Genomic DNA, 14,552 nt, shown 5'->3' with positions numbered 1-14,552 from the left:
CATATGCTTACAATGTTTAAGCGTCTCTTCCTTGTTGTGCTGCCGATGTTGGCAGCACTAACAATGCTGTCTCCTTTGAGTCATGCATCTGAGACGAACTCATCACAAACTCAATCGAGCTCTACTGAAAGAGAAATCACACAACTTGCTGGCGCTGATTTTTGGCGACAAGTAAGAAACGGTAAGGAAGGTTACACCACATCTCAATCAGCTGAGCATGGTGTGTTGATCAGTACTCCGGGTCAAACGTGGTACATATTGAAAGAGAAGTGGATGTCACCAGCCGGTGCTGTCGCTATCTTTGGCAGTATTGCTTTCGTTACTTTAATGTACGTTGTGATTGGCCCATTAATGCTGAGTGCACCAAGAACGGGTCGTAAGATCAAACGTTGGTCGCGACTGGATCGTGCATTGCACTGGAGCATGGCGTTTACCTTCTTAACACTGGCTTTCAGTGGTTTGATGTTGGTTTACGGTAAACACTTCTTGAAACCTTATATCCCAACCGATTTATGGGGCTTCATCGTTCTACTGGCCAAGCAATACCACAACTACATCGGCCCGATTTTCTATGTGTTGTTGATGGCTGTTCTTATCAAGTGGTGGCGTAAGTCGATCTTCAAAATGGTCGATATCCAGTGGTTCATCAAACTAGGCGGCATGGTAGGGAAACACAAAGGTTCTCATCCATCTGCAGAGTTTTCGAACGCGGGGGAAAAAGCGCTATTTTGGCTGCTTATCGTTATGGGTAGTGTCGCTGCGATCAGTGGCTTGGTTTTGGACTTTCCAATCTTCGGTCAAACCCGTCGAGATATGGAGCTTTCAAACCTAGTCCATATGTTGGCTGCTTTAATCCTTATCTGTGGCTTTGTGTTCCACATCTACATCGGCCTGTTCGGTATGGAAGGCGCTCTAGAAGGTATGGTAACAGGCGAAGTCGATGAAACTTGGGCTAAAGAGCACCATGACCTTTGGTACAAAGAAGTGATGGAACAAGAGAATAGCGGCGCTGAACAAAGCGCAAACGTAGCAATAGAGAAAACCGAAGAGGTGAATAAGAATGAACAAACCTCATAAAGGTATTTGGGTCGCTTACATCCTAAGCTGCTTTACACCCTTTACTTGTCTTCTCTCTGGTGTGGTCGCGATTATCTACGCAGGCTATCGTTTAGATAAAGGGGAAGACGGCGAAGTAGTGGATACGCATTATTACGGCTTGATTCGCTCTTTCTTCTTGAACCTGACGTTCTTTGTTGTGCTTATCGTCACGGTAGCGACCTCTAATGGCGTGTTGATCGGTGTGAACGATTACTGGTATCAAAACCACATTATCGATGACATCGCTTACTACATTCCATATGTGGGCATGTTATTTGGTGGTGTGGCGATTGTGGTGTGGTTTATTCGTATGTATCAAGGCATGCAGCGTTTAAGTCAAAACCTACCGCAAAACCCGACAACAGGTCCAAACCTTTAAGCGTTTATATGTAAGCCGTTCGGGTTACCAAACTCGATAATAGCTCCTTTGCGATGAGTTAACTGTAATCAGCGAAAGACCTTAAAAGCCCTGTGATTCATTTCACTGGGCTTTTTGTCGTTTGGGCGCTAGGTAACTGATCTAATGCCTTATATTGACCGCATCAATATGGTGCAATTCCCACAATTGGTGCAATCAGTTATCGAATGTTTTCTCTCTCTGAGAACCAATAAAGTGCACCTAAGAAATTAACCACAAAGAATCAATAACTTAAAACCAAACTCTGTTGCACGTTTTTTGCGTAACCAAGTTGGAACGCATCTTGCGTTTACTGTTGAGTCTTTAATTAATTACGACATCAATTCGCACGGTTCTAGTGCAATTGAGACAAAGCTAAGGGAGAGAGCTTTAATGAGTCAAACGGTTAACCAAGTTCATAGCGCAGTACAGAGCTTGACGCAGAGTTCGGATACTCTGTTTTTATTATTAGGCGCCATCATGGTCTTCTTAATGCACGCAGGCTTTGCATTTTTGGAAGTAGGTACAGTTAGAAAGAAGAACCAAGTTAATGCGTTGGTTAAGATCCTCTCGGACTTTGGAGTCTCCGCCATTGCTTACTTCTTTATCGGTTATTGGGTCGCTTACGGCGCGCACTTTTTTGCCGACGCAGAAACGCTATCGCAAGGGAATGGATACGAGCTAGTTAAGTTTTTCTTCCTAATGACCTTTGCCGCAGCAATCCCTGCGATTGTATCCGGTGGTATTGCAGAACGTGCACGTTTCTATCCAATACTCATCGCAACACTGTTCACCGTAGGCTTTGTTTATCCATTCTTTGAAGGCATCATCTGGAACGGTAATTTTGGTTTCCAAGATTGGCTTGAGGCGCAATTCGGTCATGGCTTCCATGACTTCGCGGGCTCTGTTGTCGTTCATGGTGTTGGCGGCTGGATTGCATTGGTCGCGGTTTACTTCCTTGGCATGCGCAAAGGCCGTGTCCGCGCCGGCAAACACACTAACTTCGCACCATCAAACATCCCATTCTTAGCACTAGGTTCTTGGATCTTATGTGTGGGTTGGTTTGGCTTCAACGTGATGTCAGCTCAAGCTATCAATGGTATCAGCGGTCTCGTGGCAATGAACTCACTCATGGCAATGGTTGGCGGTATTCTTGCGGCTCTGATTGCAGGTAAAAATGACCCAGGCTTCATCCACAATGGTCCTTTAGCTGGTCTCGTCGCTATTTGCGCAGGCTCAGATTTAATGCACCCACTCGGCGCACTGGTAACAGGCGGCGTAGCTGGCGCATTGTTCGTTTACTTGTTTACTTACATGCAAAACAAAACACAGATAGATGATGTGCTAGGTGTGTGGCCTCTGCACGGTGTATGTGGTGCATGGGGTGGCATTGCAGCGGGTATCTTCGGTCAGCAAGCATTCTGGGGGCTAGGGGGCGTAAGCTTTACTGCTCAGATGGTTGGTACACTAGCGGGCATTACGGTGGCTTTAATCGGTGCATTGGTTGTCTACGGTGTGTTGAGCAAAGTAACTGGCCTAAGGTTAAGTGAAGAAGATGAGTTTAATGGCGCGGATCTTTCTATCCATAAGATCTCATCAATCAACGAAGACTGATCACGGTTCAATAGATAAACATCAAGCGGCTTCGGCCGCTTTTTTTGTGCCTATTTCATTTCTGAATAGCAGAGATCAAGCGAGTTATGTCACAAATAGCCAATGAATTCAGTTGGCTAAGACTATGGTCTAATCCCTAAAACTATTGTTGGAATTTGAACAGTGCTAAGCTGTTACCAAGTGACATATTGAAAAGGACGTTATATGCATTTCCCATACCGAAATATCGTAATTCTTACTGGCGCCGGTATCTCTGCGGAGTCGGGGATACAAACATTCCGAGCACAAGACGGATTATGGGAAAACCATAAAATCGAGGATGTTGCGACACCTGAAGGTTTTGCAAAAGATCCTGACCTTGTACAAGCGTTTTACAACAAGCGTCGTCATGGATTACAGAGTGAAAGTATCTTTCCAAATTCAGCCCACAAGGCGCTAGGAGAGCTTGAAGATAAGCTCGACGGCAAAGTAACCATCATCACTCAGAACATCGACAACCTGCACGAGAGAGGCGGTAGCAACAACATTATCCACATGCACGGTGAGCTTCTTAAGGCACGTTGTAGCGAGTCAAACCAAGTTATAGAGCACAAAGACGACATTCATACTGGTGAATTGTGCCATTGTTGCCAGATACCAGCTCAAATGCGTCCTCATATTGTGTGGTTTGGCGAAATGCCTTTGAGAATGGGTGACATCTATTCTGCACTCGAAGAAGCAGACCTGTTTATCTCTATCGGGACATCAGGCGTGGTTTATCCTGCTGCAGGGTTTGTACATGATGCTAAAATGCATGGAGCACATACGATCGAGATAAACCTCGAACCCAGTGCGGTTGAAAGTGAATTTGAAGAGAAACGTTACGGTAAGGCGAGTATCGAGGTACCTAAGCTAGTCGGTGAGCTATTGCTGTCAGAGAAGGGGTCTCTAACGGCCTGACCATTGTGCCAATAAATTGATTGACCCGCTTAAGGTTGGAACTTGAGAGCTCGTTATCAGCAACATTTATCATTTATCATTTATCATTTATCATTTATCAGTGGCAAACTGACATTTATTCAGATGAGGCTCTAGTCATCAGTTTGCCTTGTTGTCTCTATATTCAGGTAATTTGTTTCTAGATTAGGACAAGACGTGCACCAAGAGTTTTGAACAGGTCGTTGAGCTTTTTTCATTTCGTACATCGCCTTATCGGATTCAACCAATGCCTGTTTAAAATTATCTCGGCTGGTCACTTCGATACCGTAAGAAAAACTGATGTTCTCACCATGCAGTAAATTATTGACTTGGCTGACAAACTCACCACCACGACCGAGTTGAGCCGTTGCAACAAACTCATCACCACCCACTCTAAACACCATTTCATCTTCCAATTCAGTTTGCCTCAGAGCCTGAGAGAAACGAACAATCATTAAATCTCCAACTTTGTGGCCTTTAAGGTCGTTTGCCTCTTTTAGTCCATCTAAGTCGAAGTAAATGAGCTCAAACTCTGCAAGTTTGATCGCGTCAAACTTCTTGCGATTATACAAACCAGTAAGCTCGTCGCGTTTACCTTGGTCTTTGATTTTTCCAGTTAATTCTGTAATGCCGTAAGCGATCAATAGAAATGCGATTTGTAGCAACCCGTCTTCCAAGAAGGTATCTATTAGTTCATTTTGGTCAGCCCACTCATCAAGATGTTTAAGCTCGGTTGATACGTCATAAAATAGGTTAAAAATGAGTAATAGAGCGCCGTAGCGAAGAACTTTGTGGGGACGAATTGAATGACGCGCAACATAATAGATGTACATAGTGATCACGAGGGTATTTGTTTCGAAAAACAAATCATAGTTTGAATCAATATGAATAAATGAACTCAAGCCAAGCATCAACAGTGACGCTAACAGCATAAAAGTCACAACTAACAGGATAGGGTTTGCTTGCATATGTAATCGCACTTCGTATTGTTTGTTCAATCCTATATAATTTCTGAATAAAAATAAAGCGGCTTACGCCGCTTTATTTAACTTACTAGCAACAATTAAATTTTTGCTAACAAATTAGTTGTCTACTTTAAGTTTTTGAAAGAACTCGTCATAAATAACGCTCGCTTCGCCAACTTCGTCTTGCCAAACACCATTATCCATCACTGATTGTGGCGGGAAAACGTTCTTATCTTCAGAAAATTCTTTCGGAAGAAGAGGGTAAGCCGTTTTAACTGGTGTTGGGTAACCGATCTCTAGAGCAATTTTCGCAGCGTTCTCTGGGCGAAGTAGGAAGTCGATCATCTTATGTGCCGCTTCAGTGTTCTTAGCACCTGCTGGAATCGCTAGGCTATCCATCCAGAAGATAGCGCCCTTCTCTGGCCAGATAATGTCAATCGTTGCGCCTTCTTGACGTGCCATGTAAGCAGAGCCATTCCAAAGCATACCAAGAGACACTTCACCCGCTAGGTAAGGGTTCGCAGGGAAATCTGAGTTAAATACCAATACGTTTGGCATTAGCTTACGAAGTTCTTCGTACGCTTCTTTGATTTCTTCAGGATTAGTCGTGTTTGGAGAGTAACCCAGTTTAGACAGTGCGATATGGAAAACCTCACGAGAGTCATCCATCATCATCAATTGACCTTCCCACTGTGTATCCCACAGATCGCCCCAGTTTTTAACTGATGACTTGTCTAGCATATCTGAGTTGATACCAATACCCGTTGCGCCCCAGATGTATGGGATCGAGTAGTTGTTGTTTGGGTCAAATGGCTTATCTAAGTAATTTGGATCCAAATCTGCAAAGTGGCTTAGCTTAGTTTTATCAAGCTCTTGAAGCATGCCTTCTTTACGCATCTTAGAAACGAAGTAAGTAGAAGGAACGACCAAGTCGTAACCCGTACCTTGAGTTTTTAACTTAGCGTACATGCTTTCGTTAGACTCATAAGTTGAGTAATAGACTTTAATGCCAGTCTCTTCGGTGAAGTCTTCTAGTACTTCATTTGGAATATATTCAGACCAGTTGTAAAAATACAGTTCTTGGTCAGCTGCGAAAGAGGGTGTAGAAAGTAAAGTAGCAGCACACAATGCGCCGGTATACAGTGTTTTTTTCATTACTGTTCCGTTCATTTGTTTGATTTGGAGCTGGGTATTGAACCCAAAGTAAATGGATTTCTAAAAATCGCGCTAAATTATAGCAGTGATATAACAAAATAGGCAGCCTAAGCTGCCTATTGATTGATATTCTTATTTTTAACGTGTTGATTACCTAAATAGGCTTGTTAAGTAAACCAGTTACTTATTAGCCTCTGTTGACCGGAGTAATTAGATAACAAACTCGCTTACTGACCGGCTTTAAGCTTCATGAAGTAATCTTCGTACTTCACTGTCTTGTCGCCAACCGCAGCTTGCCATTCCACACGGTCAAGGTCTTCTTGTGACGGGAACAGCGCAGGGCTGTCTTTGAACTTCTCGTTAGACGCTTTAACTGCCGTTAGGTAGCCTGTGTCACGAGAGATTTGCTCTGCAATTTCTGGGCGAAGTAGGAAGTCGATCATCTTATGAGCTGCATCTACGTTTACCGCACCAGAGCTAATCGCAAAGTTATCAACCCAACCGATACCGCCTTCTTTAGGGAAAACAAGTTTGATTGGTAGACCTTCGTTTTGCGCAGCAGCAGCAGAACCATTCCAAAGCATACCAAGACCCACTTCACCAGACATGTATGGCGCACCAGGGTTATCTGAGTTAAATACTAGAACGTTCGGCATTAGCTTTTGTAGTTCAGCGTAAGCTTCGTCGATCTCTTTCTCGTTGGTTGTGTTACCAGAGTAACCTAACTTACGCAGTGCGATGTGGAACACTTCACGCGTGTCGTCCATCATCATCAGTTGGCCTTCAAGCTCTGGCTTCCATAGATCAGCCCAGCTTTGGAAGTCTTCCGGATCGTATATTTCAGTGTTAACAGCAAGACCTGTAATCGCAACTACGTGTGGAATAGAGTAGTCGTTGCTTGGGTCGTACGGCTTATCTAGGTAGTTAGTATCTAGGTTCTTGAAGTTGTACAGCTTAGTTTTGTCGATTTTTTGTAGCATACCTTCGTCACGCATCTTAGAAACGAAGTAAGTCGACGGCACAACTAGGTCGTAGCCTTTGTTATGTGTTTTTAGCTTTGCGTACAAGGTTTCATTCGACTCGTAAGTTGAGTAGATAACCTTGATTCCAGTTTCATCAGTGAACTGTTCTAGAATCTCACTATTGATGTAAGGTCCCCAGTTCATGAATACCAATTCTTTGTTATCTTTTGCAAATGATGATGCAGATAACATTGAAAGCGCACATGCACTACCAGCTAATAGAGTAGCCCATTTTTTCATTGACGTTAGCTCCAAACTAAACGTTGCCTAAAGGCAGTAGATAGAAAAACAGAATGGCAATTTACCATTCTGTTTATGAATAACACTTTTGTTAAACTTGAATCTTATCAAGTCCGTCTCAGTAAAGAGTAGGAGACTTACTTGATTTTCTCTCTCGCTAACAACTGAGAAATAATCACCAGTATTAACGACACCACTAACATCACTGTTGCTAGGGCGTTGACCTCTGGAGATATACCGACTTTAACCATCGAGTAAATCTTCAGTGGCAAGATTTCGTAAGTTGGACCTGTTACGAAAGAGCTGATGATCACATCGTCCAAAGACAGAGTGAAGCTCAATAACCACCCCGCAGCAACCGCTGGCTTAGCAAGAGGCAGGATGATCTGTTTTAGAATCGTCCACTCACTTGCACCTAAGTCTTTTGCTGCTTCTAGCATCTTCACATCAAAGCCATTCAAGCGACTGTAGACCGTGACCACAACGAACGGTAAACAGAAAGTAATGTGCGCTGCAAGTAGGGTAAAGAACCCAAGTTGCACACCCATAACCAAGAATAGCGCAAGAAGCGAAATCGCCATTACGATATCTGGTGACATCATCACGATGAACAACATGCCATTGACGATGCCTTTACCTTTAAATTGGTAACGGAATAGGGCAACGGCTGTCAGGCTTCCGACAATCGTTGCGGCAGTCGCTGAGAACACCGCTACGTTGATCGAATGCCACGCAGCCTGCATTAGGCTGTCGTTGTTAATCAGTGCGTCATACCACTTGGTGGTAAAACCACCCCATTTCATGCCGAATTTATTGGCATTAAATGAGTTTGCAATCAATACGATAATAGGTAGGTATAGAAAAGCGTATACCAGCGCCATAAAGCTGAACTTAACTGTGCGACCCATTAGTCTAGCTCCACTTTCTTATTCAATAACTTGCCTGCACGGTAGTAGGCATAAAGCATCACAGCCATTGCCACGGTCAGTGCAATACTCGTCGCAGCGCCAAACGGCCAGTCCCGAGCATTAAGTACTTGGCTCTTAATCACGTTACCAATCAGCAGGTTCTTTGCTCCGCCTAATAGGTCAGAGATGTAGAACATACCTAATGCAGGTAATAACACCAATAAACAACCGCCGACAATACCTGGCATAGTCAGTGGTAACACGACTTTCAATAGCGTTTGCAGTTTGTTCGCACCTAAATCTTTAGCCGCTTCTAAATAAGTGTCGTCTAGCTTTTCGATTGCTGAGTACAACGGCAAAATCATGAACGGGAGTAGGATATACACTAAACCGATCATTACTGCCGTTTCTGAATACATAATACGAAGTGGCTTATCGATAATGTCTAACGCCAACAAGCCTTTGTTCAACACACCTTGAGTACCCAGAACCACTTTTAATCCGTAAGTACGAATCAGTGAGTTAGTCCAAAATGGCACAATCACTAAAAACAACATGATTGGACGCCACTTCGCTGGCATTTTTGCCACGATATAGGCGAACGGGTAACCAATAATTAAACAAAGCAGGGTAGCAACGATTGCCATATAGAAAGAGTGCATCAGCACTTTAAAATACAGCGGATCAGCCAAACGCACATAGTTATCGAGAGTAAAAGTCATCTCAATCAAGTTAGCTTCATCACGAGTTAAGAAACTAGTACCGATGATCATGATGTTTGGAATCATCACGAACAGCACTAACCAACCTGTGATTAAAGCAACAATTGCGTTTTGTAAATTAAACTTCTTGCTCATCTTCTAATACCACTTCCCAGCTCTCAACCCAAGTTACTGCAACTTTTTGGCCCAGTGAGTGATCAACATCAGGGTCATCTTCGTTGAAGAATTCACTAACCATGACACGCATACCCGACTCAAGTTCTACGACTGAATCTAATGTCATGCCTTTATAGGTTCGCTCGACAATGTGACCAACAATACCGCGTTGCTCAGATTCTTTGATTTCTTCGATACGAAGATCTTCAGGGCGAAGCAATACTTGCAGTTTTTGACCCGGTGTTACGTCTTTATCGTGATAGATAATGGACTCTTCACCTTCGATTGTCGCAACAATGCGCTTTTCATCTTGACGAGATTTAGCTGTCGCTTCGAATACGTTAATTTCACCAATGAAACGCGCTACAAATAGGTTCTTAGGCTCTTCGTAGATCTCTCTTGGTGTTCCGTCTTGTTCAATCACGCCATCACGCATAACAATAATGCGGTCGGACATAGAGAGTGCTTCTTCTTGGTCATGCGTTACAAAAATGAACGTGATACCAAGTTGGCGTTGCAGTTGTTTCAGCTCGATTTGCATCTGTTTACGTAGTTTGTAATCCAGAGCAGATAAAGATTCATCCAACAAGAGAACTTTAGGCTTATTAACGACAGCACGAGCGATTGCGATACGTTGCTGTTGGCCGCCAGATAGCTGGTGTGGCTTTCGTTGTGCCATTTGCTCTAAGCGCACCATTTTCAAAGCATCCATTACACGAGGTTCAATCTCGCTGCTTGGAACTTTCTGCATGCGTAAGCCAAATGCCACATTATCGAAAACGGTCATATGCGGGAATAGGGCATAGCTTTGGAAAACAGTGTTTACATGCCTTTGTTCAGCAGGAACTTGGGTTACGTTCTGTCCAGCTAATAGTATTTCACCACTATCCGCCGTTTCAAAACCCGCAATCATTCTTAGCACGGTTGTTTTACCACAACCTGATGGGCCTAAAATCGTGAGAAACTCACCATGATTTACGTTTAAATCCAGATTGCCGATGACTTCCTTACCATCGAAACTTTTACTGATGCCAGTTAGCTGTACTACTGGCTTCCCTACTGATTTTTTAGCGTTCAACGTCTGTTTTTCTCCACCTTGGTTCTATTTGAGACCTGTTGCTATACACCTCTAAGGCGCGCATCATAATCACCAAAAACGTGAATTCAAAGCATTTTTTATCTTTCGAAGACAAAAAATTCGCAGGTAAAAGTAAACATCCTTTACCATACTGTTATTTGTTGGGTTCACACCCTAACAAGTGTCTAATTATTAACCATTAAGACGTAAAAGCAAGCCTTGTTACAGATTCATATTTTAGTTTGCATCCGACATATGGGTATAATGAAGGTAATTTTTTATCAATAAGTTAGGTGCCTTCGTTTAGTTGGCGCACCTAGGTATCAATATGAACAACGACATCGAAAAAGATTTTAATTTGGGCGGTAGTATCGACCGTGCACTTTCCGGCGATTATGAGCTCAAAGCAACGGCTGTATTCCAAGAGGCTTGGAAACATACGATAAGTCACTTTCTTTCGTTTTCCCCTGCGATTGTTGCGCTGATGTTCGTACAATTGGCTATCTTTTATATCGCACTAAAGCTGCAACTTGGTGACCCAGCAGTGATCTTAGATGCGGTAATCGACCCTGAGGCCTTTACACCCCAGATCGTTGAATCGATTTTCATTGCGAATTTTAGCTATGAAGTCGTCAGTGCACCCATCTATGCCGGCATCTGTTTAATGGCAATGAGCCATGCTGCAGGTCTTCAAACTAAAGTGCGCCACATAGGCAAAGGTTTACAGTTTACGATCCCCGTTATTCTAGTGACTTTGTTCAGCCTAATGCTTCAAGGCATCGCTGGTATGATTCTGCCATTTCTGTCTATCTACTTCTCACTTGCGTTCAGCAACTCAATTCTGCTGATTTGTGATAAAAAAGTTCCACCGATGCAATCGCTATTACTTTCTCTAAGAGCAGTAAATAAGAAGATCTTCGTTGTCGCGTCTATATACCTAATGGTTATGCTGATGTTCATCGTTGCTGCGATGATGTACGGCATTGGCTTGATCTTCGTTCTTCCATTCTTCTTCCACGTGAAAGGTATCGTTTACCGTGAGATGTTTGGCATAAAGCTGAAGATAATTGCATCAGACCGCCCAATGAGCGATGACGATAGCGATGGCGATAGCGATGGCGATAGCGATGGCGATAGCGATGGCGATGGCGATAGCGATGGCGGTAACAATAACGGCAACAACAGTAGCCATGGTAACAAGAACAAAAACCCGCAGGTCTTCGATGCGTAATAACGACAAAGGCAGCGCGAGTAAATCTCTTGCGCTCAAAGTAACAACACTAGCAATCGTGGGTTCTATTTCACTGATTGGCCCTTACCTTTACCAAGAAGAAGAACGGCGACGTACGACAGAACAAAGCTCTAATTCAGCAGACCAATTTGATGACTTAACTGTTGCTTCAAGCGCACCAAATTTTGCTGCTATTAAGGATGTAAACGAGAAAAAAGACGCGTTTTTCTCGTTCCTACGCCCAAGCATCAAGATTGAAAACAAACGTATCACCAAAGAGCGTGCGTTTTTAACCAAGATCTCTGAATCAGGTATTACGAATATTGATTCAGAAGACATGTCGTATGCGAAAAGGCTAGGGAAGTTATACAGCTTGCCAGTGCAATCTTCAGGATTAGATCAAGCTTGGCTTACGGAAATGCTTAGTCGCGTAAACGTACTGCCAGAGGCGCTTGTATTAACACAGGCTGCCAATGAATCGGCTTGGGGGACATCACGTTTCGCCACCAAAGCAAACAACTATTTCGGACATTGGTGTTACAGCAAAGGTTGTGGCCTTGTTCCGCTACAACGTAACGAAGGCAGCTCGCATGAAGTAGCAACATTTTCTTCAAGCCAAGAATCCGTACACCGTTACTTCATGAACCTTAATCGTAACCGTGCCTATGCAGATTTAAGAGCCATTCGTGCGCAACTGGCAGCAAATGGTAATGATCTGTTAACCAAAGAAACGGCGACCGAATTGACCAATGGCTTGTTAAAATATTCTGAGCGAGGTTCAGACTATGTGACTGATTTACAAGCTATGATCCGTCACAACAAGGTATACTGGGAAAAGTAACTCATTTGGATATCCGTTTGATTGACTTCTTTAGTCAATTTGACACCAAGCAATATCGCAAAAGAGCAGCTCATTGGCTGCTCTTTCTATTTATAAACGCTCAACTTCAACAAGATTATAATAATGAAAAAGACAGCTATCGCTTTATTAGCCACTTTAAGTTTTGGGGTTTCTCTTCCAGCTTCGGCGCAAGAATACATGTTCACGTATTCTAAACTCTATACTCAGCTGAAAAACAACACCAAAGAAGGGCACGATGATGTCAAAGTTGCGGTGTTCTTTGTTGACCAACAAGCACAGAAAACCTGTCACATCAGCAAAGCTTGGATGGAGAAAGAAGAGCACTACGAAGAGCTAAAAGTATCTCCTGCGAATGAGCTGCTTCTACCTGTAGATCAAAACCTGCGCTCAGCAAATCCTCTTATCTTTGTACAAACCCAAGAGCAAGAGTGTGCATATTCGCTCGTTGTAATGACTCAAGAGCCTTTAGCTGGCGATGTTGAAGTTGCACAGCTAGAAAGCCTGTTACCACAGATGCAGGCAATGCTAGAAGACGTCAGCGGCATGTTCTCTAGCTGGTTCACACCTGATATCCAAGGGTTAACGTTGGAGTTCAATGACAAGCTTGAAGGCAACATTGCTCTATCTAACGGTAAACAGATCCCAATTAAAGAAGGCCGTGTTAAATTCACCTTAGAAGAGCTCAATGGAAGTGACAGCATCACTTTACCAGAGCCAACGGTTCGCGTATTACCGTACATTCCCGCGCAATAAGTCTAGCTAAAAGCACTCCCTACGCTTTGAGGAAGTAGTTCTTAAGCAGCCTGGTCTTTTAGAGAAGGCTGCTTTTCTTTGTCTACTATACAAACCTCGAATTTGTTAAGACGCGTTTATCTAACCGTTTAGAGAGCTTAAAGCTCAAAAGAAGCGGAATCTTTCCAATACTCAGCTTGTTAATCCTGCCGTTACTATTTCAACATCAAATAAAAATCCGTATAATCCACGCCCTAAAACAGTCCCACTAGCAATCTACAGTCGGTAATACGACGGTGTGAGAGTCGCAATGAACCAAAACGAAAATAAAAAAGAAACACTTGAATTCAACAAGCTTCAGAAACGTCTGAGACGAAATGTTGGAAATGCCATCGTTGACTACAACATGATCGAAGAGAATGACGTAGTAATGGCATGCATTAGTGGCGGTAAAGATTCATTTGCGATGCTAGATATTTTGCTACGTTTACGTGAAGCTGCACCTATCAAATTCGATGTTGTTGCCGTAAACCTAGACCAAAAACAACCTGGCTTTCCTGAGCATATTCTTCCTGAGTACTTCGAAACTCTGAACATTCCTTACTACATCGTAGATAAAGATACGTACTCCGTAGTTAAAGAGAAAGTGCCAGAGGGTAAAACAACTTGTGGTCTATGTTCTCGTCTTCGTCGTGGTACTTTGTACTCGTTTGCAGAGAAAATTGGGGCGACTAAGATTGCTCTTGGCCACCACCTAGACGATATTGTTGAGACGATGTTCCTGAACATGTTCCACGGTGCACGCTTGAAAGCAATGCCGCCAAAATTGCGTTCTGATGATGGCCGTAACGTTGTTATTCGTCCACTGACTTATTGTCGTGAAACGGACTTAATCCAATACGCAGAGCACCTAGATTTCCCAATCATTCCTTGTAACCTGTGTGGCTCTCAAGAGAACCTACAGCGCCAGAACATTAAAGCAATGTTGATTGATTGGGATAAGAAAACGCCAGGTCGTGTTGAGAAGATCTTCAAGTCAATTCAGAACGTAAGTCCAAGCCAACTGGCTGACCGAGAACTGTTTGATTTCGTAAACCTTCCACTAGACCGTAGTGAAGATCGCAAGGCCTACGAATTCGAAGAAGCTGAAATTTCCTCATCAAATATCGATGAGTCAATGTTCATCGACGTGACTAACGTATAATACCAATCGTAGTAAATAATTGTTCATCCTAGCTGGTTAAAACACTCGATAACATCGTTAGAAATTTTGATTGTAGAATAACTACTTATCGAAAATTTCTGCCTTGTTCTCAAGCATTTTTCCTGCGCTATTTATTATCACTTACTTACTGTGATTGGTATAACGAGATATTCGCGATTCTGTATTTGGAATGGCGGAAGCTCTAGATAAT

14 protein-coding genes are annotated in these 14,552 nt (G+C 43.1%); 8 read left to right on the top strand and 6 right to left on the bottom strand.

The window, feature by feature from the left end; translation table 11 throughout:
• Nucleotides 1–3 precede the first annotated feature (3 nt).
• From AB6E08_RS00570 to cobB, 4 genes are all read left to right on the top strand, one after another.
• The gene (locus AB6E08_RS00570; protein WP_102250110.1) at nt 4–1,077 is read left to right on the top strand and encodes a formate dehydrogenase subunit gamma; all 1,074 of its coding nucleotides are present in this window, start codon (nt 4–6) and stop codon (nt 1,075–1,077) included.
• A complete protein-coding gene (locus AB6E08_RS00565; RefSeq protein ID WP_017059624.1) occupies nt 1,061–1,477 on the top strand; it encodes a hypothetical protein in 417 nt (138 codons plus the stop codon). The genes AB6E08_RS00570 and AB6E08_RS00565 overlap by 17 nt, the downstream gene beginning before the upstream one ends.
• Nucleotides 1,478–1,888: 411 nt before the next feature.
• A complete protein-coding gene (locus AB6E08_RS00560; RefSeq protein ID WP_102250109.1) occupies nt 1,889–3,109 on the top strand; it encodes an ammonium transporter in 1,221 nt (406 codons plus the stop codon).
• Nucleotides 3,110–3,313: 204 nt separating this feature from the next.
• Nucleotides 3,314–4,048, top strand: a complete 735-nt coding sequence (gene cobB, locus AB6E08_RS00555) for a Sir2 family NAD+-dependent deacetylase (RefSeq protein WP_371707889.1) — start codon at nt 3,314–3,316, stop codon at nt 4,046–4,048.
• Nucleotides 4,049–4,179: 131 nt separating this feature from the next.
• Here the strand turns inward: cobB and AB6E08_RS00550 are convergent, their stop codons facing one another.
• The 6 genes from AB6E08_RS00550 to potA form a co-directional block, all read right to left on the bottom strand.
• Nucleotides 4,180–5,046, bottom strand: coding sequence for a GGDEF domain-containing protein (locus AB6E08_RS00550; protein WP_372065012.1), 867 nt, complete (start codon nt 5,044–5,046; stop codon nt 4,180–4,182).
• A 102-nt stretch (nt 5,047–5,148) separates the two neighbouring features.
• On the bottom strand, nt 5,149–6,186 hold the full coding sequence (locus AB6E08_RS00545; RefSeq protein ID WP_372064947.1) for an extracellular solute-binding protein: 1,038 nt from the start codon (nt 6,184–6,186) through the stop codon (nt 5,149–5,151).
• A gap of 227 nt (nt 6,187–6,413) precedes the next feature.
• A complete protein-coding gene (locus AB6E08_RS00540; RefSeq protein ID WP_017097859.1) occupies nt 6,414–7,448 on the bottom strand; it encodes an extracellular solute-binding protein in 1,035 nt (344 codons plus the stop codon).
• Nucleotides 7,449–7,585: 137 nt separating this feature from the next.
• A complete protein-coding gene (potC, locus tag AB6E08_RS00535; RefSeq protein WP_004733706.1) occupies nt 7,586–8,356 on the bottom strand; it encodes a spermidine/putrescine ABC transporter permease PotC in 771 nt (256 codons plus the stop codon).
• The gene (gene potB, locus AB6E08_RS00530) at nt 8,356–9,213 is read right to left on the bottom strand and encodes a spermidine/putrescine ABC transporter permease PotB (protein WP_012603924.1); all 858 of its coding nucleotides are present in this window, start codon (nt 9,211–9,213) and stop codon (nt 8,356–8,358) included. Before potB ends, potC begins: the two co-directional genes overlap by 1 nt.
• Nucleotides 9,197–10,312: a spermidine/putrescine ABC transporter ATP-binding protein PotA gene (gene potA / locus AB6E08_RS00525; protein WP_009846720.1), complete on the bottom strand. Its 1,116-nt coding sequence runs from the start codon at nt 10,310–10,312 to the stop codon at nt 9,197–9,199. Before potA ends, potB begins: the two co-directional genes overlap by 17 nt.
• Before the next feature lie 328 nt (nt 10,313–10,640).
• Here potA and AB6E08_RS00520 point away from each other — a divergent pair, with 328 nt between their 5' ends.
• The 4 genes from AB6E08_RS00520 to ttcA all read left to right on the top strand — a co-directional run bounded on the left by AB6E08_RS00520 (nt 10,641) and on the right by ttcA (nt 14,341).
• The gene (locus tag AB6E08_RS00520) at nt 10,641–11,543 is read left to right on the top strand and encodes a hypothetical protein (RefSeq protein ID WP_372064950.1); all 903 of its coding nucleotides are present in this window, start codon (nt 10,641–10,643) and stop codon (nt 11,541–11,543) included.
• Entirely contained in the window at nt 11,536–12,384 is an 849-nt protein-coding gene (locus AB6E08_RS00515; RefSeq protein WP_371707893.1) for a glucosaminidase domain-containing protein, read from the top strand. Before AB6E08_RS00520 ends, AB6E08_RS00515 begins: the two co-directional genes overlap by 8 nt.
• Nucleotides 12,385–12,507: 123 nt before the next feature.
• Nucleotides 12,508–13,158 (top strand): DUF2987 domain-containing protein, encoded by a 651-nt coding sequence (locus tag AB6E08_RS00510; RefSeq protein ID WP_017103169.1) that lies wholly within the window; start codon nt 12,508–12,510, stop codon nt 13,156–13,158.
• 289 nt (nt 13,159–13,447) lie between these two features.
• Complete coding sequence (gene ttcA / locus AB6E08_RS00505) at nt 13,448–14,341, top strand: tRNA 2-thiocytidine(32) synthetase TtcA (protein ID WP_009846716.1); 894 nt, start codon at nt 13,448–13,450, stop codon at nt 14,339–14,341.
• Nucleotides 14,342–14,552 lie beyond the last annotated feature (211 nt).

This window comes from Vibrio sp. 10N.247.310.24, assembly GCF_041467175.1.
Classification (GTDB): Bacteria; Pseudomonadota; Gammaproteobacteria; order Enterobacterales; family Vibrionaceae; genus Vibrio; species Vibrio tasmaniensis_A.
Note: the sequence above shows the minus strand (reverse complement) of the source record. Positions and strands in the feature narration are given on the sequence as shown.